We start from the raw sequence: 20,993 nt of genomic DNA, 5'->3' as shown, positions 1-20,993 counted from the left end.
TACAGTGAAAATAGGCAATTTCCGCGTATGTTCCATGACGGACGAGTTCCTCAAGCGCACCTCCGCCTTAGAGATAGGGTGAACCGAGCCACAATACCCGGTCGAACAGCCTGATAAGAAACGGCCGGGCTCGCAAAGCTTCCAGCGTCACCGGCACGGCGGAGGCGATCGCCGACCCGATCCGCGCCTCGATCTCGCTGGCAAAGCCGGCATCGAGCACCTCCAAGTCGATCTCGAAATTCAGCCGCAGCGATCGGGCGTCAAGATTGGAAGAGCCGACATAGGCCCACACGCCGTCGATCGAAAGCAGCTTCGAATGGTCGAACGGTCCCTCGGTGCGCCAGACACGGCAATAGTGTTTGAGCACCTGATCGAACTGCGCCATCATCGCGCGGTCGACGAGGAAAAGATTGTTCACCGCCGGCACCACGATGTCGATTTCGACCCCGCGCCTGCCGGCGGTGATCAGCGCGCTGATCAGTTCCCGATCCGGCAGGAAATAGGGCGACATCACGCGTATAGACTTGCGGGCGACCGAGAATGCACCGATCAGCAGCTTGTGGTTGGTCTCGTTGCTGGCATCCGGGCCGGAAGCGACCGCCCGCACCATCATCGGTGCGCCTGGCGACGGCGCCAGCGGGGCGATGCGCCAGGCGTCGCCTTTCAGCGCCTCGTTGGTGGCGAAGCGCCAGTCCTCGGCGGCGACCGAAAAGAGGTCGGCGACGATCGGACCGGTCACCCGGAAATGTGTGTCCCTGGCGCTGTTGGAGCCGGCGAATTCGGCGGAGAAGCCTTTTCGGATGTTCATGCCCCCGGTGAAGGCGGCGATGCCGTCGACCACCAGGATCTTCCGGTGGGTCCTCAGATTGGCGTAGGGCAGGCGCAGGCCCATGACGATGTTGCCGTTGAAGACATCGGCGGGGATGTTGGCCTCGCGCAAATGCCCCAGGATGCTCGGCACCGAGTAGCGGGCGCCGACGGCATCGATCAGCACGCGGACGGTGACGCCTCGGTGGACGGCGCCGGCAAGCGCCTGGACGAAGAGCAGGCCGACGGCGTCATTGTCGAAAATATAGGTCTCGAGCAGGACGCTGCGCTCGGCACCATCGATGGCCGCGCACATGGCGGCATAGGCCTCGTCGCCGGTCTCCAGCACATCGATTGCATTTCCAGGATTGAGCGCGCGCCGCGCCACCCTGTCGCCCAATGTCCGCAAGCCCGTGAACCGTTGCCCGTAGCGCTCGACGATCAGAGCCTCTTCGACAGCGACGTCGCGCTCGTGCTTGGCGGACACCGCGCCATCGGCAAACGGGCGCTGGGCGGTGATCGTGGCGCGGCGAATGCGGTTGATGCCGGCGACGGCATAGATCAGCACGCCGAGGATCGGGGACAGCACCATCACGCCGACCCAGCCGGTGGCGGCGCGGACATCTTCCTTGGTCATGACGGCATGGACGATGCCGAGCGTCGCCATCACCACGGAGATGATCGCCAGAATTTGCGGCCAGTGAGTCGCCAGGGTCGCCAACATGCCGAGACTATCCAGCGAGCGGTTGCAGAAGGCAATGCAGCCGCTCGTGCCGTGCATTCGGTGGATGGTGGCATGCGGCCTTGGCTGAAGAGTTCGACCGGCCGCAGAGATCGATGGGTTGAAGCACCCCGATAGATCCTGTTCAGAAGGACAAACCTGACCCAGGGGAAGCATAAAGCCTGGCATCGTCCTGTTCTTCCCAGGCCCACCGAAGCCTCTTATGCTTTGGTACCACCTCTATTGTATATCAGGAGGAATGAATTTAGTTATATAAACACTTTGATTGATGGCGAGGGGGGCGCTGAATGATGAAATTCAACTTCGATGGACCTCCCGGCGATGACGCAGTTGCGGACACGTCGGCAGAATGCCAACGCCAATTGCTGCCTCTCGTCCGTGAGATCGTTCAGGCAGCGGTCGCTGCCGGGTGGAGCGAGGAGGACGTTCTTCTGGGGTTTGTGGAACTTACATGGGATTTGTACGAGAATCGTCGCGACGATCTGCAATGACCGGCAGCAAATCGGGTAGCTCTGCATTGCCTTGAAGGGCTGCTGAATTGGTCGAATTGTCCAAACCTGAAGCAGGGCTCCGAACTCAGGCCAACCAGAGGCCTCGCGGCAGCGGGCTCGGTGTGGCAGCTTTTGCGCGGGCAGCTTTCACGATAGGAATTTTTTCTTGACTCGGTGACCTCAGCTAAGGTATAAATTCGTGCATGGTGCTGATTTGCGCCAGTGACCCGCCGAACAGGCGGGTTTTTCGTTTGATGCTCCGTCAGCCAATGCGCCGGCGAAGGTTCCGAAATGGTCCAGCCCTTGCCTTGTTGACTGGTCCGTCTTCTTATCCCGAACAAAATTTTTTCTTTGCGTACGGATGTTATTCACACTCCGCGCCATGTGCGTTACGTTGGATCCGGGTCGGGCTAAGGGGGATTTCAGGCGGCGGACAAGCGGCTGAGGCCAGGCAATGAAAAATACGGACGATGCTCGGGAAAGCGGCGTTTCCCGGGGCGTCAATCGAGAACGGACAGCTCGATTTGTCCTGGACATAATTCCTGAAAGCGCCGGGCCCAGGAGGGTCACCGCGCGGGGGAGTGTCATATCCTCCGTCCGCGATCCCGTCTCGCAGACATTCATCGTTCGCCGTCCGGCCGGAACGATCCGATGAATGGCGATGCCGGTCGGCTTCGATCAATCACGAATTGTTTTTCGGGGGAACGAGGAGGAAGGCCTCCGGTTGAACCTCATCTGGGACGTGTCAGGAGGCCGAAAAATGCCGGGTGATGATGGTTTCCCCGGACCGGCTTCCGGAACCAATCTGCGACAGCCGACGCTCAACGCGAAAGGCGGACTTTCGGTCCGCAGCACACGCCGCGTGCAGGAATTTCTGGACAAGAACTTTACGCGCAAGCTGGCGCTTGCCGAAATGGCCGCTGTTTGCGAGCTTTCGCCGTACCACTTCATGCGGGCTTTCTCGAGGACGTTCGGGGTGCCGCCGCACCAGTATGTCCTCGAGCTGCGGCTGGATTTGGCTGAAAGACTGCTTGCCGACAGCCGCATGACGATCGCCGATATCGCGCATTCCTGCGGATTTTCAAGCCAGAGCCATTTTACCACCGTGATGAAGAAATACCGCCAGGTGACGCCGCTGCAGCTGCGGGTGGGCAAGCTTAACGCCAAGGTTAGATGAGGCGGCGCTTAGGTCGTTGCTTTATTTCTTGGTTTTAAAGCATTGGCTAAGGTAACAAGCCGTTAACCTCTGCAGGTTTGCTCCGATCTTTTCTCACAAGGCAGCAATTTCGTGAAATACCGCGGGCAGGAATCATGTCTTCCTGCGGTGGAGCGGAATTGTCAGACATTTCGTGCCGGCCAGCGGAGAGGGAACCATGACCGACAACCAGTTTTCGAACGGCTCGCTTCTTGTTCAGCGTCGCGCGGCGCATTTCGCCGGGCACTGGATCGCGGGGGCCGATGTCAGTTCCCGCTCGGTTCGCCGCCGCCTGATGGCGGTGCTGCGGATGGCGCATCGTGCGCTCGGTATGGGGCGCAAGCGCCTGGGGCTGGGAACTTTGGGCGTTGGCGGGATGCTCGGGGCCGTGGTGGGGATCATGGTCCCGCAGCCGGCGTTCGCGCAGCTTGCCATTGGTAACGGGGTTCTGACCAACACCGCGAACTGCACGACTCCCTCCGCGGGGGTGCAAAGCACAGCGATCGGATGTGCCACCAGCGCCACCGGCTCCGCCTCGACCGCCATTGGTGCTGGCGCCAAGGTGAATGGTGACAACGGCGTGGCGATAGGCACCGGTAACACCGCAACGGGCAATGCTTCGATCGCCATCGGCTATACGATGAGTGCCACTGGCCTCAACGCCATAGGCATAGGCGTCTTCGCGAACGCGACCGGCGTCAATGCTCTTGCCGTAGGCGGGAACGCCCGCGCGCTCGTGGATGGAGCATCAGCTTTTGGTGTCAACAGCACCGCAAACGGGGCGAACGCGACTGCCATCGGCTCCACGGCTACTGCTGGCGCCGCCGCGACGGCCGTTGGCGTATCGAGCCAAGCGACCGGCGGCAATTCCGTCGCTATCGGCAGCGTAAGCCAGGCTTCGGGGAACAGTTCGACCGCCCTCGGCACGGGGACCGTCGCCAACAGCTTTGGTACCGCGGTTGGATCGACCAGCCAAGCAACCGGCGGCAACGCGACCGCAATGGGAGCGGGTAGTAACGCAAGCGGCGGCAATTCGATAGCGCTGGGAGTGGTCAGCCAGGCGACCGGCGGCAATTCTCTCGCCGCCGGGAACGGCGCCAACGCCAGCGGAGTCTCGGGCGTCGCCGTCGGCAACGCTGCTAGGGCGACCGGCAACAGCTCAACGGCACTCGGGGTGCAAGCGGTGGCGATCGGCGACAGCACGGTTGCGGTCGGGCAGGGTGCGGGTGCCGGCTCGACCACCGGAAATGCCAGCTCGGTCGCGGTGGGCATCGCGGCAGGCACGCTCGTCAGCGGCGGACAGAATACCGCTGTCGGCGGCGGCGTCCCAAGCGTCTTGAGAGGCGCTGGCTCCGGCGTCACGGGGCAGCGCAATGTCGCCCTCGGCACTGGTGACGGCGCCGTTGCCTATGACGCAACGCTCTCCGCCTCCGCGGGCAATCTGGTCACCGGCAACGACAACATCGCGATCGGAACCAATGCCGGTATTGGTGTCGCCGTCAGCAACACCGCGTCGATCGGCCACAACGCTCAGGCCAGCCAGACTAACGCCGCCGCCATTGGCACGGGATCCATCGCCAGCGGCGTGAATTCCATCTATCTGGGCGCACGCTCCGCTGTCGGAACGGGGGCTCTCGCTCAGAGCGCGATCGCTATCGGCGTGGACGTGACGGCAAACGTGGCTGATGCCACGGCGATCGGCCGTACAAGCGTGGCATCGGCCCAGTTCGCCGTCGCAATCGGGGTAAATTCCCGTGCGACGGGGATAAGCTCGTCAACGCTCGGCCCCAACGCACTCGCCTCAGGCAATTTCGCATTGGCTTTCGGCAATGCCGCCGTGTCGAGTGGAATCGGCTCGGTCGCGATTGGATCGGGTGCCCAGGGCACGGATGTTGGCGCCGTGGCGCTCGGCAATGGCGCCCGTGCGACCCTCGCGCGCGCAACGGCGCTGGGCGTTAGCGCATCGGCGAGTGGCGCGAGCGCGCTGGCGATGGGCGATACCGCGAACGCGAGTGCCCAGAACGCGATCGCCGCCGGAACGAACGCGGTCGCAAACTCCGTCGACGCCGTCGCCATCGGCACCAACGCAAACGCAAGCGGCGGCAAGGCCGTCGCAATCGGCGCGGACAACGTTGCTTACGGCGACGGCGCGGTCGCCATCGGCGATCCCAGCTTCGCCAGCGGCACCGGCGCCTTCACCGGCGGCGCCAACAACATAGCCAACAGCGACGGCACGGCGACCGCCACCGCGGCCAACATGGCCAACGGCGCTGTCGCCATCGGCAACAACAACAAGGCGATCGGCCAAGGCTCCGTGGCGCTGGGCAACGGCTCGACCGCGGGTGCCGCCGGCCTCGCGGGCAATATCGCGCTTGGCGATGGCGCGACGGCGGCGGCGAGCTCCGGCGACGTGGCGCTCGGCTCGGGCTCGGTGACCACCACGGCGGTCGGCACGGCCAGTGGGGTGGTCAATGGCACCACCTACGCCTTCCAGGGCACCAACCCGACTTCGACGGTCAGCATCGGCGCGCCTGGTGCGGAACGCACCATCACCAACCTGGCCGCGGGGCGGATCAGCGGGTCCTCGACCGACGCGATCAACGGCTCGCAGCTCTTCGCCACCAACCAGGCGGTCGATGCCATTGGCGCCGTCGTCAACAACATCAATGTCGGCGGCGGCATCAAGTATTTCCATGCCAACTCGACGGCGGCGGACTCCTCGGCGACGGGCACGGACTCCGTTGCGATCGGACCCGTCGCGACCGCAACGGGGACGAACGCCATCGCGGCCGGTGTCAATTCGAGTGCATCCGACGCCAATGCGTCGGCCTTCGGCAGCGGCGCCGTCGCATCGGCGCTCGACGCAACGGCGATGGGATACATTTCCAACGCCTCGGGTCAGTACAGTACGGCCATCGGCGCCAATGCCAACGCGACAGCCACCTCCAGCACCGCGATCGGCCAGAACTCCTTTGCTACCGCCCTTCAGGCGACCGCTGTGGGCGTGGGAGCGAATGCCGGCGCCCAAAATGCGGCCGCTCTCGGCGCGGGAGCGAATGCCGGCGCCCAGAATGCGATTGCGCTTGGCGCCCTCTCCAGCGCCGTCAATGCAGGCGACGTGGCGCTCGGCTCGGGCAGTGTCACCGACGTCGCCGTCGGCACGCCGAGCACCGTGATCAACGGCACGACCTACGCTTTCCAGGGTACCACTCCGACTTCGACGGTCAGCGTCGGCGCGGTCGGTGCGGAACGCACCATCACCAATGTCGCCGCGGGGCGGATCAGTTCGACGTCGACCGACGCCATCAACGGTTCGCAGCTCGCCGCCACCAACCAGGCCGTCGACGCCATCGGCACCACGCTCAGCACCATTGGCGGTTCCGTGACCGATCTCGGCAACACGATCAACAACATCGCCGGCGATACCTCGACCGCCTATACCGACGCCAATGGCGAGGGCATCCGCTACGCCCGCACCAACGAGGCCGGTCTGGCGCAAACCGATTCCTTCGCACAAGGGGTCGGCTCCACCGCCGTCGGCTACCAGGCGACCGCGACCGGCGACAGCGCGCTGGCGCTCGGCCGCGACAGCAATGCCAGCATCGACGGCGGCGTGGCGCTCGGTTCGGGTTCGGTTTCCGATCGTGCGATCGCTCCGACTACCGGGCAATTGCCCGCCGGCCCATCCAACTTCATCCAGTACAACACCACCGACAAGACGCTGCTCGGTGCCGTTTCGGTGGGCGATGCCACCTCGTACCGGCAGATCACCAATGTGGCCGACGGCACCCAGGACCAGGACGCGGTGACGGTGCGCCAACTCGCCGGCGCCATAGCTGCCGTATCGGTCACCTCGACCAAGTATTTCCATGCCAATTCGGCGGCGGGCGACTCGCTGGCGGTCGGGGCAGAGTCGGTCGCGGTCGGTCCGACCACGGTCGTCAACGGCGACAACGGCATCGGCATCGGCAACGGCGCCATCGTCGACCAGACCGCACCCGGCGGAACTGCGATCGGCCAAAACGCCCATGTCATGCTGGCCGACGGCCTGGCCTTCGGCACCAATTCGCTGGCGTCCGGCATCCAGTCGGTGGCGCTCGGCGCCGGCGCTCAGAGCACCTTCCTCAACAGCGTGGCGCTCGGTGCGCAGTCCATCACCACGGTCGGCGCGCAGGCAGGCTACACGGCCTTTGCGCTCGCCGGTCCGCAAACGTCGGTCGGCGAGGTGTCGATTGGCTCTGCCGGGGCCGAACGCAAGCTCACCAATGTCGCGGCGGGCTCTGCCGACACCGACGGCGTCAACGTTTCGCAGTTGCGCGGCGTGACGCAAAACGTCAGCAACCTGTTCGGCGGCGGCACGACCGTCAATCCCGACGGCTCGATCACCGGCCCGACCTACAACATCCAGGGCAACAATTATTCCACCGTCTATGACGGCTTCACGGCCGTCGACAATGCGCTGACCAGCATCAGCAATGGCGGCGGCATCAAGTATTTCCACGCCAACTCGACGCTGGCCGACAGCATCGCCGGCGGCACCAACGCCGTTGCGATCGGACCGGAGAGCGTGGCGAGCGGCACCGACAGCCTGGCCGCGGGACATGGCTCGACGGCCGCTGGGCAAGGCGCCGTCGCGCTCGGTCAGGGCGCGCAAGCAAACAATGCCAACGATGTGGCGCTCGGTTCCGGTTCGGTGACGCAGACCGCCGTCGGGACCTCCAGCACCGTCATCAACGGCAAGACCTACACTTATGCCGGAACGACTCCAACCGGAACCGTCAGCGTCGGCGACGCCGGCGCCGAGCGGACGATCACCAATGTCGCTGCCGGCCGCGTGTCTTCCGACAGCACCGATGCGATCAACGGCTCGCAGCTCTACGCCACCAATACGGCGATCGAGGATCTGAAAGCCGGCGTCGGAAACCTTACCGAGAACGCGGTGACCTATGACGCCCCGGGCGGCGTCAAGTCGAACACCATCACGTTGCAGGGCGGCGACGTCAACGCGCCGGTCGTCATCTCCAATGTCGGCCCCGGCGTCAAAGGGACCGATGCGGTCAACGTCGACCAGATGAACCAGGGCCTGACCGCGGGCAAGAGCTATACGGACAACCGCGTAGCCTACGCTATCGATACGTCCAACGACTACACCGACAAGGTGGCGGTCACGACCTTGCAGCAGGCCAACGACTATACCGACCAGAAGCTCAGCCAGCTCAATTCGGACATCAGCGGCATCCGCGACGAGGCGCGGCAGGCGGCCGCAATAGGCCTTGCGGCCGCCTCGCTGCGCTATGACGACCGGCCCGGAAAGCTGAGCTTGGCGGCGGGCGGCGGCTTGTGGCGGGACGCAGGCGCGTTCGCCTTCGGTGCGGGCTACACCAGCGAAGACGGCCGCATCCGGGGCAATCTGTCGGGCACGGCCGCGGGTGGGCATGTCGGTGTCGGCGCCGGCATCAGCTTCACCTTGAACTGAGACAGGAATGAAAGGACTTGTTGCCCTGACCTGCCTGGCACTCTGCGGCGGCCTCATGCCGGCCGCCGGGCAGGTCGCGTCGACCTACAGGATCAAACCTTCGGACGTGGTGGTGCCGCCCGAGGTGAAGCTCGGCGACTATCAGCGCACCATCCGCCCATTCGATAACTGGACGCTGATCTGCGACGAGAACCTCAAGGCCCGCAAGAAGGTCTGCAACGTCTCGCAGATCATCGAGGACGCATCAGGCAAGATGGCCTTCAGCTGGTCGCTTGCCGCCACACAGGACGGCAAGCCTTACATGATCCTGCGCACCGCTGCGAATGCCAGGAGCGATGGCCTGGTGTCGCTGAAGTTCGATGGGCAGAAGCAGCCGATCGACGTGCACCTGAACGGCTGCAACGAAATGGTCTGTGTCGGCATGTTGCCGGTCGGCCCCGTCATGCGCCGACAGATCTCGCAGAATGCGACACCGGCGATCACCTATTCGACAGTCGACGGCCAGACGATCACCGTGACCGCAACGCTCAAGGGGCTGTCAGAGGCCCTTTCACCACTCAAATAATCGGGGCATCACCATGAGCCAGCAGGACCAGTTCACGTCCGCGAAACGCACTCCGGCCGTCGAGGCGGATCGGCAGAGGCGGGCCGAGCCCCCAAGGCGGCGCTGGCCACGCGTGGCCGGATATTCATTGCTGGGATTGGTCGTGGCGGGGCTTGGCTTCGCCGCCGGGAACTATGCCGCGATCGCCAATCTGGTCGGCGGCGCGACGGCCGCACCTGCAGAAACTGCGGCGGCCCCCGTGCTTCCGGACACGCCCTTCCTCGAGCATGTCAAGCAGGCCGGTGTGCAGGCCTGCTCGACCGTCTATCCGGCGCTCGGACAGATTCTGACGAACGGCACGAAATACAGCGTCAAATCCCTGTGGAACGATCAGGCGGCCGACAAGCACGCCATTCAGGCCTTTGTCGGCATGGACTATGCGTCGGAAAGCTATAGCGGACCGGCCGCCGGCATCGTCTTCGCATCGCCCACCGCCACGGGTTGCGAAGGGGCGATGGTGCGGGTGGCGCCATTCGCCAGCCCTTGCGCCGACATCGCATCCATCCTGCCGCAGGGCAGCAAGATTACCGACCATCTCGGGCAGGTCGAGGTCTACGAACTCGGCGGCAATGCCGGTGAAGCGCTTCTCCTGCCGACGGGCAAAAGCTGTGTGGTGATCTCCCTCGCTTCGGCGGCGAAGTAGGACGCGAAGCGATTGAGGTTAAGGAAAGGATGGCCGACCATGAGATCGCAGGCTTTGGCAGTTTTGGGCTTGACCCTGTTGTGGAGCGGACAAGTCGTCTCAGCCGACCTTGTGGCCCCATCGGAGCCGCAACAGGAGGAAAAAGGCATATGGGCGGCCATTGCCTATTCGCAGGCCGATAGCAAATACGGCTTCTTCTGGGGCGCCGACAAGCGGCAGGAAGCGAAGGACATCGCACAGAAATATTGCGAAAACGCGGGCGGAAAAGCCTGCAACGTCGTCACCGTCTTCCGCAACCATCGCCATTGGAATGATGACGACGAGACCGGCTTTCCCTACAAGCACTGCGGTGCCCTCGCCGTGGCGGACAAGGTGGAGAACCGTTTTACGCCCTGGGGCGTGAACTCGGCAGAGACCCGTCGGGAAGCGGAGGATCTCGCTTTGCAGGCCTGCGAGGCGACGGGAGAGAAATGCAAGATCCGCGAGTGGGTCTGCACATGAAGCCTGGCCCGAAGGCCGTCTCCGCATGTGGGGCAATTCTATTCTCGTTGATGTCGCCGGCGTCCGCCCAGCAACAGGTGGCGGCTGTCCCGGACGGACCGTCATCGCTGCGTGAGGTCTATCAGGACTGGAGTGTGACCTGTTCGGTTCGCGAGAAGGCGAGAGTGTGCTCGCTCGCGCAAGACCAGGTCCAGCAGAACGGGCAGAGGCTTCTTGCCGTGGAGATCGCGGCACGCCCGGACGGCTCGACGACGGCTACCTTGCTTTTGCCCTTCGGCATCCTGCTCGATCCGGGCGTGACGCTGCAGATCGATGATCAGCCGCCACTGTCCCCGCAGCGATTCAGGACTTGCCTGCCGACGGGTTGCGTCTCCGTCTTTACCGTCGATCGGCCGACGCTTGGAAAGCTGAGGGGAGGCTCGGTGCTGAAGCTCAATGTCACGACGGACGCCGAGACCCCGCTGAGCTTCCCGGTGTCGCTTCGCGGCCTGACCGCGGCGCTCGACCGCATGGTGGCGTTGAGCGCAAATTAGAGATACGCGCTGACCAGCTTTTGGCCGTGATGAGCGACATGACGCGCAAGCCGGCCGCCACTATGGAGTATTTTTTGGACGCGGCACCCAAGGGGGGCGTGCCTGAAAAAGCGTTCAACCTCCGGTTGGATTGTCGACAACCGCTATCCGAACCGGCCATGATTCTGGGCATATCGGCCCACTGGCCTGCGATTTTTTGTGCTTCCCCACTGAATGGGGCGTCCGGATACAACCGCAGCGAGCCGACGTTATGTGCTATTTTTGCTACATCTCGCAGCCTTGTTGCCCAAAAAGGCTATTTAGCGCCCTCTAAATCAATAATCGCTCACACATTTCGTGAATTTGTGAATAATCCACCGACGGGCAGGCCTTGGCTTGGTTAGCGCTCTGAAAAGGACGCTGGGGAAACGTTAGGGTGGGATTAATGAATACGACAAACATGTCGACCATAGGCAGGCGCCTTGGTCTTTTGATGGCGGCCACCATGCTGACCTGCGGGGGTGCTCATGCGCTTACGCTCAAGGAGGCGATGGCTGTCGCGGTGGAATCCAATCCCGAGATTGGACAGGCGATCGAAAACCGCGAAGCAATCGAGTTCGAGTTGCGGCAGGCCAAAGGCCTTTACCTTCCCAGTGTCGATGTCGAGGGATCGGCTGGCGTTCGCCGGCTCGACAATTCGTCCCGGCGCTCGCTGTCGATAGAGAACGATTCGCTCTATCCGGCGGAAGCGAATCTGGTGGTGACCCAGAAATTATTCGACAGCGGAGCGCGTCGCGCGGAATTGAACCGCCAGGCATCGCGCGTCGACGGAGCGTCGTTCCGGGTGCTGGAACGGTCCGAATTCATCGGGCTGTCCGTTGTCCAGGATTACCTCGAATACATGCTGCAGGCTTCGATCGTTTCCGAAGCCAAGAAGAATCTGGGTTTCCATCAGGCGATACTCGGCGACATCCGGCAAGGCATCTCAGGCGGGGCGTTGAACGAGGCCGACCGCCAACAGGCCGAGGAGCGTCTGTTCGCGGCCAAGGCCCGCATGCAGGAGGCGACCGAAGAGCTGGAAGCCTCCAAGATCCGGTTCTTCAAGACCGTCGGCAAGCCGCTGGTCAATGCTTCGCGGCCGGGTGACGTCGCCGCCGCGCTTCCGCGGTCACTGGATGACGCGATCGGCCTGGCACGACAGAACAATCCGCGCGTTCACATGGCCACCAGCGATATCGACGCCGCGGCTTCCCTGGTGGATGCGGCCCGGGCGAAATATGGCCCTGAAGTCATTGCTGAAGGTCGGGCCAGGGCAGGCACCGACATTGACGGCGACGACGGGGACACCAATGACCTGCAGGCGCGTCTGGTGCTGCGTTGGAATTTGTATCGCGGCGGCATAGACAAGGCCAATGAACAGGAGCAGATCCGCCGCGCCAGCGAGCAGCGGCTCGCCTATCATCAGGTCTTGCGCGAAATCGAGGAAGCCGTTCGCACCTCATGGGATCGCCGTTTCCGGCAAGCCGATCTGGCGAAGACCCTGAGGCAACAGGCCGCCGCCAATGAAAAGCTGGTCGCTTCCTATCGCGAGCAGTTCAAGGTTGGACAGCGCTCGCTGCTCGACGTGCTCGACGCGCAGAATACGCGGTTCAACACGGCAACGCTGGCCGATACCGCGTCCTACGCATCGCTGTTTGCCCAGTACCGGCTCCTGGCCGCGACCGGACAGTTGCTGAAAACGATGAATCTCGAGCCGGCAAAGCAAGCGACAGCCTATGCGCGCACCGAGTTTGCAACACCGGAAACCGCGGACACCGAGACCTATGCGCGGACGCCATCGGAGCAGAAGAACGACCTGCCATTCGATATCCTCGCCCCGGTGAGGAAGAAATAAGACGACGCAAGGTCCAGCGAGCGTCCTGACGGGCAGATCGTGAACCAGCAACCCAATATCCTCTCCCCCAAGGAGGCGTTCAAGGCCTGCTTCTCGGCCGTTGCCGGATATCTCGGCAGGCCGAGCGCGGAGACCGTGCTGTTTGCCGGCGTGCCGCTCTCGGACACGCGAATTGCGGCCGACGACATCAGGCACCTTGCCGAACGCATCGGCCTGGAAGTCACCGAGTTCAACCACCGCGATTTTCTCAGGGGGCGTATCGACCTGCCGGCAATCGTCTTTCGCGTCAGCCAATTGCCGGTTGCCCTGCTCGCTCTGGGCGAAGACGATGCGTATATCACCGCGCCCCAGGAAGACGGCCGCACCACGATCGGCCGATCGGAACTGGCCGCCAGCTACATCAGCGGCGGCGCTTCCTTCTCGATCACCTATGCCAATGCCGCCGAGACCATGTCGGTCGGCTCGGCGGCCAGGATCGAGCGGAGACATTGGCTTACGGGGACGATGGGCGCTTTCTGGCGCACCTACTCAAAAGTCGTCCTGGCGGCGGTGTTCATCAATCTGCTGGCCATAGCCTCGCCGATCTTCACCATGAACGTCTACGACAGGATCCTGCCGAACAAGGCAATATCGACACTATGGGTGCTGGCTCTCGGCATCGGCGCGGTCATCCTGTTCGACCTGCTCTTGAAGACGGCCAGGGCCTCCCTCATCGACTATGCCGGGCGCAAGGCGGATCTCCGGATATCCTATCTGCTGTTCGAGAAAGTGCTGAACTCGTCGCTGTCGGCGCGCCCCGGCTCGACCGGTGAATACGCAAACAGGGTCACGCAATATGAATTCGTCAGGGAGTTCTTCACCTCCAACACCATAAGCGTGTTCATCGACACGGCATTCGTCTTCGTCTTCCTCCTTGTGATCTATGCAATAGGCGGATGGCTGGTGATCATACCGGCGCTGGCCTTCGTGATGTCCGTCATCGTCGGCCTGATCACCCAGCGCCGCATCGGCAAGCGCGTCGCCGCCTCGATGAACGAAGCGTCGCAGCGCCAGGCCCTGCTGGTCGAATCCATCTCGACGCTGGAGACCATCAAGTCGTTGCGCGCCGAGGCCTATCTGCTGCGAAAATGGGGAGAGCACTCCAAGAACGCCGCCAACACGTCCGAGAAGATCAAGCAGCTTTCGGCGGCGGCGGGCAACATCACCCAATCCATACAACAGCTGGTGACCGTCGCCCTGGTCGTGGCCGGCGCCTATGCCTTCTCGGAAGGCCATGTTTCGACAGGAGCAATCATAGGAACGGTGATGCTGGCGAGCAGGGCCGTGGCGCCGCTCGGCCAGATCGCCATAACGCTGTCCCGGTTTCGCCAGGCCATGCTCTCGCTGAGAATGGTGAACTCGATCATGGCTCAGCCGGAAGATCGACCCGACACGGTGGGCTTCGTCAACCGCCCCATCCGCAAGGGGGCGATGGTGTTCAGGAATGTCGGGTTTGTCTATCCAGGCTCGGAAAACGAGGTTCTGACCGGCCTGAATATCTCGGTCAAGCCGGGTGAGCGGATCGGCATCATCGGCCGCATAGGATCGGGAAAGACGACGATGGGGCGGCTGATCGGCCGGCTCTTCCTGCCGACTTCCGGTGAGCTGCTGCTGGATGGGATCGACATTCGCCAGTATCACCCGTCCGAGGTTCGCGCCGCGGTCGGCATCGTTGCGCAGGCCGGCGACCTGTTCTCGGGCACCATCAAGGAAAACCTCCTGATGGCATGCCCCGAGGCTACAGACGAACAGATCATCGAAGCGGCAAAGGCGGCCGGTGTCGACGATTTCGTTTCACGCCACCCGCGCGGCTACGACATGAATGTCGGCGAGCGCGGCACCAATCTTTCCGGCGGCCAGAGGCAGACGGTGGCAATCGCACGCCTGCTGCTGACCAAACCGAAAATCGTCTTTCTGGACGAGCCGTCGGGCTCGATGGATCTTGCATCGGAACGCCAGTTGATCAAGCAGCTCAAAGTCGCCTTCGACCGCGACACCACGCTGATCGTCTCGACACATCGCTTCAGCATGCTTGAGCTGGCCGACCGCCTGATCGTTATCGAACAGGGCAGAATCGTTGCCGACGGACCGAAGGACCAAGTCATACAGGCGTTGCAGAAAACAAGCGCCTGACAAAACAAATATTGCTGCATCCAATGCGTTGGGGCGTGGGAAATGCTTGCCAGAGAAGATCGACCGCCGCTGTTTGCGTCGGCGTCCATATTCATCATCGGAGCGCTCTTCGTGGTCTTCGTCGCCTGGGCGTCCTTTGCCGAAGTCGATGAGATCGCACGCGGCGACGGCAAGGTCATACCCGCTTCCAAGACCCAGATCATTCAGGCGAGTGAAGCCGGTGTCGTTCAGGAAATCGCCGTGACGATTGGCCAGGTGGTCAAGAAGAACGATCTCATCATCCGCCTGGACAACACGCTCAACACGTCCAGTCTCGGCGAGCAGCAGGCCAAGGCGCGCGCGCTGGAAGTGCGCATAGCAAGGCTGAAATACGAACAGGCCGGCAATCTCTCGGGCCCATTTCCGTGCCCGCAGGACATCCAGTCGGTCGCTCCGCAAATCTGCGACAACGAACAGAAGCTGCTCATCGCCCGGCGCGGGAACTTCGATAACAAGCTATCCGTGCTCAAGTCACGCCTTGACCAGCGCGAGAGGGAACTGGCCGAGGCGCAGGCCAATTCCGATCGTCTTACAAAGAACCTGGTCGTCAGCGACCAGGAGGCAAAATTGGTCGACGCGATGGTCAAGAAAGGCCTGATGGCACGGACCGAGCAACTCCGGGTGGAGCGCGAACAGACCGAGCTCAACGGCCAGCTGAACCTTGCGGGCGAAACGATAAAGAAGATCAAATCGTCGATCACGGAAGCCCAGCTTCAGGTCGAGGAACTCGGCCTGCAATTGCAGCAGGAGGCGTTGGACGACCTGACCCAGGCGCTGGCTGAACTGTCGGTGGTGGATGAGACCATAAGGGGAGCCACCGACAAGGTCGCGCGCACTGATATCCGTTCTCCCGTGGATGGCATAGTCAACACGCTGGAGCTTAACACGGTAGGCGCCTTCGTTCAGCCTGGCGCCGTGGTGGCCGGCATCGTGCCGACCTCCGAGACGTTGCTGGTGGAGGCACGGGTCTCGCCACGGGATGTCGCGTTCATCCGTCCCGACCAGGAGGCCCTTATCAAGGTCACCGCCTATGATTTCTCGATCTTCGGCGGCATCGAGGGCAAGGTCTCGAACATCACAGCCGACAGCCTGGTCGATCAGAAAACGGGGGAACCCTACTATCAGGTGCGTGTGGCGACCGACAAATCCACCCTTCAAAGAGACGGCAAGGCCTATTCGATCATCCCCGGAATGATCTGCTCGGTCGACATCAAGACCGGGCGCAAGACGATCCTGCACTACCTCCTGAAGCCGATCAACAAGGCGCGCGAGGAGGCGATGAGTGAGCGGTAGCGCCAGCCTTCATCATTCCGGTCGGCTGCTGCCTCCAGTCGCCGCCGAGGATTTTGGACTGGAATTCCGGGTTGTGGCGCGCGGCGGCATCCGGCGCGGCATCCGTCTGGAGCGGGCATTCTGGATGTCGCTGAAGCAGATGGCCGAAAGCAGGAAGTGCACGATCGGCATGCTCATCGACGAGATCGCCGAAAGCCAGGCACAGACAGGCAATTTGACATCCGCGATCCGGGTGGCCTGCATGCGTGGGTTGGGAGACGAAAACCTGACCCTGCGAAGGCTTGCATCGATCAACACCATCAACGCCATACTGGTCGCTTGCCCGTCTCCGGCCTTTGCCCTGGCTTCGTCGAAGAAGATCCTGTCGTTCAACGCGCCGTTCCAGCAATTGGTCAAACGTCAATTGCCGATCGCCCCAAGCGATGACGCACGGCACGATCTCAAGCTGGCGCTGGACCTCAATGTGGCCGACATATTCGCGCGGCTCGATGCCAATGGCGAATCGCCGGTGGCCACCGGTTTTGTCATCGGCGCGGGCGACCGTCGATACCGGGGACAATTGAATGCGGTGCGGGCTCCGGTGCTCGAGCCGGAGCTGCTGATGGCGTTCGTCTTCGGCGGCTAGAGCAGTTCACCGTTACACTTACCGGAGTTGCTCTGCATGCATCGCCAATGCTGGCGAACCTATGGCTGAAAGCCTTCGCCGGGTGCGACGGTTGCGAAACCGCCCTTGATGTCGGCCATCTGGGCTCCGCCCGGTCTTGAACCGTGGATCCAGGCCCGGTCCGTGCTGAACGAATAGAGCGGAACGTAATCCGGAAGATCGCTGTCACGCACGACAGTGTTGCTGAGGCTGTCGAGAATGAAGGTGCCGCTGCCTGTGCTCACCGACAGCACTGCGTGAAAGAAGCCTCTCTTGCGATCCTGGAGGACGACAAGCGCCATGCTTTGCGTGGGAATGCCGGCCCTCAGCAGGGCTGTCATCTTGAGGATGGCAAAATCCTCGCAATCGCCTGCTCGCCGCTCGAGAATCTCCGAAGGCTTCGCCCAATAGTCGAGCTTGCCGTAGACGACGCTGTCTTTCCTGTAGGCGATCAGGCGATTTACGCTGCTGTTGACGAAGGACAGCTTCTCGCTGAATCCCTTGCCTTGTGCGGCGGCGATCATGCCGGCAAAAGCCGCGCTCTTGTGCTCGCAGGGGCTGCCTGCCGAACAAGCGGCGATTGCCCGGTAGACCGGCGCCCAGCGAGCCGCGACGGGAAAATTGCGCATGGACAAGGCAACCGATCCGAATACCCCCGGAATAATCGACGCGGTCTGCAGCGGATCTATCCCGGCGTCATCTCGCGCCGTTGACGAGCCATCCCCGCCGCCGACATCTGGGCCATAGCTGCCGGTGACCATACCGACCCGGTAAGCGCCCGCGGGCTGCCAGGGCTGAGGCCTCGCCAGCGAAACACCGCCGAGACTGGGTGGCGTCTGGACCTTCTCCTGAGGCCAGCCGGGTGCGGCGATATCGCTCGCGAATGACGGCCCCGCCAGGCCGACAAGCCCGATTGCCAGCAGGAGCATCTGGAGCCGGGTTTTTCCCGGAACTGATTTTTGCTTTTTCATAACGCCCACCTTTGACTGTGGACGCTACCAATCTTGTCTCAAATTATTGGAAAGGAAGGTGGATAAATATCCAGCAACTGTCTTTATCCACTTTGCTTAAATTTTTATTCAAATTTATACTTTGATTTGCCGAAAAATGGTGGCCAGCCCTCCATCAAGGAGGCCTTCAGAAACAAACATATATCAGGTTATATTGCCGCGGTTTACCACGTGTAAAAAATGCCGGGCAATGCATATCAGAATATATGAAATAGATTAGGAGGCAGTTGCAAAGTAGAAGTGTCCGCTGTCTCTATCCGGTAAATATCGGAGGGGTTTCAGCCATGACGAACAATATCGAGTTGGACAGCTTTTCGGCTTCCTTGAACGAGCATTCCGTGTCCAATGAACACGGCCATCAGGCATCGCCGGCGGAGATGCAGGTCGCACAAGCAAATTCGACGCAGCAGCCCGCGCCGGCAGCGTCCGAGCCGGTGCCGGTCGATGTCGGCGGAGCGCCTGTCAAGCCAGAAGCCCCCGCGGAAGCAAAGGCGCCGCCGGCAGCTGCGCCGCACGAATATGTGGCCGACGCCAGCCATGTGGTGAGGCTTCCTGCCAACGCCTCCATCGACAACATCAAGGTCGACGGCCAAAACCTTGTGCTCGAACAGGCCGACGGTTCGGTGATCGTGATCAAGGACGGCGCCCTGAACGTGCCGACCTTCATCATCGGCGATGTCGAGGTGCCGCGCGTCGCGCTGCTGGCGGCGCTGGAAGCCAGCCATGTCGATGTCGCCTTCGGCGCCGACGGTTCCATGTCGGCCGGCCCGGGTGGTTCGAATTCAAGCGCAGGCGGAGATTTCTCGGTTCCTCCCGGCGGCATCGGCGACGGGTTCGACCTGTCGGCACTGTTGCCGCCGACTGCCTTGCAGTTCGGGCTCCTGGAGCGGCGCGAGTTGTTCCCGTCCATCGTCGACAGGCAGGTTTCAGTGACGGCCACGTCACTGCTTGCCCCGACCGAAGCGGCCAGTGAAGCCGGTCTTGACGGCGGTGGGGCGCAATCTCCGGGCAGCGAAGCGCTGACCGACAATGAAACGTCCAGCACTGGAACGATCAGCATCGACGCGCCTGATGGAATTGGGTCGATCGTCATCAATGGCGTCACCGTCACTAGCGTCAACCAGCAGATCCCGGGAGAGTACGGTTACCTGACGATCGTCTCCTTCAATCCGAGCACCGGTGCTATCGAATACAATTACACGGTCACCGAATCGGTCATTCATACCGATCAGACAGCCGGCTATGATCCCAACAACGACACCGTCCCGGACAATTTCAGCATCACTGTCACGGATGTTGACGGCGATTCGGCCAGCACGACCTTTGCCGTCGCCATCGTCGACGACGCGCCGACGGCGGTTGCCGATACGGACAGCGTGACGGAAGACGGTGCGACGGTCGCGGACGGCAATGTCATTACGGCCAGCGGCGGCGCGGACGCGAATGTGACGGACGGCGTTGCCGACGTTAGGGGTGCGGACGGGGCGACGGTAACGGGCGTCGAGGCAGGCACGGTTGCATCGGCCTCGGGCCATGTCGGTTCGGCCGTGGGGGGCAGCTACGGTTCGATCACGATCGATGCAGACGGCCACTACAGCTACACGCTGAACAACGGCGCCGCGGCGGTCCAGGCGCTGACCAGCGGCCAGCATCTGACGGACACGTTCACCTACACCCTGACCGATGGCGACGGCGATACCTCGACGACAACGGTCGAGATCACCATCAACGGCACCAACGACGTGCCGCAGGTCGTCGTCAACCAAGGCAACCCGGCTGGCGCGCATGACCAGGTCTATGAAGCAGGTCTGGCGGCGGGTTCGGCGGCCGGCGACGGGAGCACGGTGGCAACAGGCACCTTCACGGTGTCGGACGCCGACGGGCTCGACGATGTGCAGACCGTCACCATCGGCGGCGTGACGGTTGCCATCGGCAGCCTCAACGGTTCGGCCTTCCAGGGCGACCACGGCACGCTGCTGATTACCGGCTATAACCCGGCAACCGGCGTTGCGACCTATCAGTACACACTGACCAGCACGACGACGGACGTTCCGGCAGTCACCGAGACCGACAGCTTCTCGCTTACTGTCTCGGACGGCACCTCGTCGTCCGTCCCGGCGGCCATCGTCATCGACATCGTCGACGACGTGCCCAATGCGGTCAACGACACCAACAGCATCAGCGAGGACGCGCTCTCGCCGGTCAACGGCAATGTGCTGACCAACGACCTTCATGCCAACAACCAGCCGGGCGCCGACACGCCGACGAGCTTCGTCAGCTGGGATGGCTCGACGACGGGCGCACACGGCACCTTCGTTGCCAATCCCGACGGCACCTACACCTACACGCTCAACAATGCCGATCCGGCGGTGCAGGCGCTGGACGCCGGCCAGACGCTGACCGAGACCTTCAACTACACGATGAAGGATGCCGACGGCGACACCGATACGGCAACGCTGACCATCACCATCAACGGCACCAACGACGTGCCGCAGATCGTCGTTGACCAGGGCAACCCGGCCGGCGCGCATGACCAGGTCTATGAGGCGGGTCTGGCGGCGGGTTCGGCGGCCGGCGACGGCAGCACTGTGGCGACAGGCACCTTCACGGTGTCGGACGCCGACGGGCTCGACGACGTGCAGACCGTCACCATCGGCGGCGTCACGGTTGCCATCGGCAGCCTCAACGGTTCGGCCTTCCAGGGCGACCACGGCACGCTGCTGATCACCGGCTACAACCCGGCAACCGGTGTTGCGGCCTATCAGTACACACTGACCAGCACGACGACGGACGTTCCGGCAGTCACCGAGACCGACAGCTTCTCGCTCACCGTCTCGGACGGCACATCGTCGTCGGCCCCGGCGGCCATCGTCATCGACATCGTGGACGACGTGCCGACGGCGCATGCCAACACCAACAGCGTGTCGGAAGGCGCGCAGGCCTCGGGCAACGTGCTGACGGACGGGACGGC

14 protein-coding genes are annotated in these 20,993 nt (G+C 62.7%); 12 read left to right on the top strand and 2 right to left on the bottom strand.

The features are described 5' to 3' along the window. Positions 1-67: 67 nt before the first annotated feature. Positions 68-1,531, bottom strand: coding sequence for a phospholipase D-like domain-containing protein (locus tag AC0L24_RS05920; RefSeq protein ID WP_473563555.1), 1,464 nt, complete (start codon positions 1,529-1,531; stop codon positions 68-70). A gap of 305 nt (positions 1,532-1,836) precedes the next feature. Between AC0L24_RS05920 and AC0L24_RS05915 the strand changes: the two genes are divergently transcribed. The 11 genes from AC0L24_RS05915 (at position 1,837) to AC0L24_RS05865 (ending at position 16,994) form a co-directional block, all read left to right on the top strand. Beyond that, entirely contained in the window at positions 1,837-2,040 is a 204-nt protein-coding gene (locus tag AC0L24_RS05915) for a hypothetical protein (RefSeq protein WP_164749109.1), read from the top strand. 655 nt (positions 2,041-2,695) lie between these two features. Then, positions 2,696-3,217 carry an AraC family transcriptional regulator gene (locus AC0L24_RS05910; RefSeq protein WP_127809445.1) on the top strand — a complete coding sequence of 174 codons (522 nt, stop codon included), beginning with the start codon at positions 2,696-2,698 and terminating at the stop codon, positions 3,215-3,217. Between the two features lie 196 nt (positions 3,218-3,413). Further along, positions 3,414-8,711 carry a beta strand repeat-containing protein gene (locus AC0L24_RS05905; RefSeq protein ID WP_127809446.1) on the top strand — a complete coding sequence of 1,766 codons (5,298 nt, stop codon included), beginning with the start codon at positions 3,414-3,416 and terminating at the stop codon, positions 8,709-8,711. 7 nt (positions 8,712-8,718) lie between these two features. Then, on the top strand, positions 8,719-9,276 hold the full coding sequence (locus AC0L24_RS05900; protein WP_127809447.1) for an invasion associated locus B family protein: 558 nt from the start codon (positions 8,719-8,721) through the stop codon (positions 9,274-9,276). 13 nt (positions 9,277-9,289) lie between these two features. Beyond that, complete coding sequence (locus tag AC0L24_RS05895; RefSeq protein WP_292682274.1) at positions 9,290-9,958, top strand: hypothetical protein; 669 nt, start codon at positions 9,290-9,292, stop codon at positions 9,956-9,958. 39 nt (positions 9,959-9,997) lie between these two features. Beyond that, positions 9,998-10,459 (top strand): DUF4189 domain-containing protein, encoded by a 462-nt coding sequence (locus AC0L24_RS05890; RefSeq protein WP_127809449.1) that lies wholly within the window; start codon positions 9,998-10,000, stop codon positions 10,457-10,459. Continuing rightward, positions 10,456-10,992: an invasion associated locus B family protein gene (locus AC0L24_RS05885; RefSeq protein WP_245481874.1), complete on the top strand. Its 537-nt coding sequence runs from the start codon at positions 10,456-10,458 to the stop codon at positions 10,990-10,992. The genes AC0L24_RS05890 and AC0L24_RS05885 overlap by 4 nt, the downstream gene beginning before the upstream one ends. Before the next feature lie 424 nt (positions 10,993-11,416). Further along, on the top strand, positions 11,417-12,865 hold the full coding sequence (locus tag AC0L24_RS05880) for a TolC family protein (RefSeq protein WP_127809450.1): 1,449 nt from the start codon (positions 11,417-11,419) through the stop codon (positions 12,863-12,865). Positions 12,866-12,904: 39 nt separating this feature from the next. Continuing rightward, positions 12,905-15,037: a type I secretion system permease/ATPase gene (locus tag AC0L24_RS05875; RefSeq protein WP_127271964.1), complete on the top strand. Its 2,133-nt coding sequence runs from the start codon at positions 12,905-12,907 to the stop codon at positions 15,035-15,037. Positions 15,038-15,079: 42 nt separating this feature from the next. Continuing rightward, on the top strand, positions 15,080-16,369 hold the full coding sequence (locus AC0L24_RS05870; RefSeq protein ID WP_127320297.1) for an HlyD family type I secretion periplasmic adaptor subunit: 1,290 nt from the start codon (positions 15,080-15,082) through the stop codon (positions 16,367-16,369). Further along, positions 16,359-16,994, top strand: a complete 636-nt coding sequence (locus AC0L24_RS05865) for a ribbon-helix-helix domain-containing protein (protein ID WP_127809451.1) — start codon at positions 16,359-16,361, stop codon at positions 16,992-16,994. The genes AC0L24_RS05870 and AC0L24_RS05865 overlap by 11 nt, the downstream gene beginning before the upstream one ends. A 59-nt stretch (positions 16,995-17,053) precedes the next feature. On the opposite strand, the gene AC0L24_RS05860 is transcribed toward AC0L24_RS05865, so the two are convergent. Next, entirely contained in the window at positions 17,054-17,983 is a 930-nt protein-coding gene (locus AC0L24_RS05860; protein WP_127809452.1) for a transglutaminase-like cysteine peptidase, read from the bottom strand. 323 nt (positions 17,984-18,306) lie between these two features. Here AC0L24_RS05860 and AC0L24_RS05855 point away from each other — a divergent pair. Continuing rightward, positions 18,307-20,993: VCBS domain-containing protein (locus AC0L24_RS05855; RefSeq protein WP_473563554.1), on the top strand; the 2,687-nt coding region annotated here is incomplete at its 3' end.

The sequence above is a fragment of the Mesorhizobium sp. WSM4809 genome (genome assembly GCF_055811655.1).
The sequence above is the reverse complement of the archived record's forward strand: the minus strand, read 5'-3'. Positions and strand labels throughout refer to the sequence as shown.

Excerpts from the sequence above, each read along its gene's own strand:
- AC0L24_RS05920 (WP_473563555.1), bottom strand. The coding sequence starts at position 1,531 with ATGTTGGCGACCCTGGCGACTCACTGGCCGCAAATTCTGGCGATCATC.
- AC0L24_RS05915 (WP_164749109.1), top strand. The coding sequence starts at position 1,837 with ATGATGAAATTCAACTTCGATGGACCTCCCGGCGATGACGCAGTTGCG.
- AC0L24_RS05910 (WP_127809445.1), top strand. The coding sequence starts at position 2,696 with ATGGCGATGCCGGTCGGCTTCGATCAATCACGAATTGTTTTTCGGGGG.
- AC0L24_RS05905 (WP_127809446.1), top strand. The coding sequence starts at position 3,414 with ATGACCGACAACCAGTTTTCGAACGGCTCGCTTCTTGTTCAGCGTCGC.
- AC0L24_RS05900 (WP_127809447.1), top strand. The coding sequence starts at position 8,719 with ATGAAAGGACTTGTTGCCCTGACCTGCCTGGCACTCTGCGGCGGCCTC.
- AC0L24_RS05895 (WP_292682274.1), top strand. The coding sequence starts at position 9,290 with ATGAGCCAGCAGGACCAGTTCACGTCCGCGAAACGCACTCCGGCCGTC.
- AC0L24_RS05890 (WP_127809449.1), top strand. The coding sequence starts at position 9,998 with ATGAGATCGCAGGCTTTGGCAGTTTTGGGCTTGACCCTGTTGTGGAGC.
- AC0L24_RS05885 (WP_245481874.1), top strand. The coding sequence starts at position 10,456 with ATGAAGCCTGGCCCGAAGGCCGTCTCCGCATGTGGGGCAATTCTATTC.
- AC0L24_RS05880 (WP_127809450.1), top strand. The coding sequence starts at position 11,417 with ATGAATACGACAAACATGTCGACCATAGGCAGGCGCCTTGGTCTTTTG.
- AC0L24_RS05870 (WP_127320297.1), top strand. The coding sequence starts at position 15,080 with ATGCTTGCCAGAGAAGATCGACCGCCGCTGTTTGCGTCGGCGTCCATA.
- AC0L24_RS05860 (WP_127809452.1), bottom strand. The coding sequence starts at position 17,983 with ATGAAAAAGCAAAAATCAGTTCCGGGAAAAACCCGGCTCCAGATGCTC.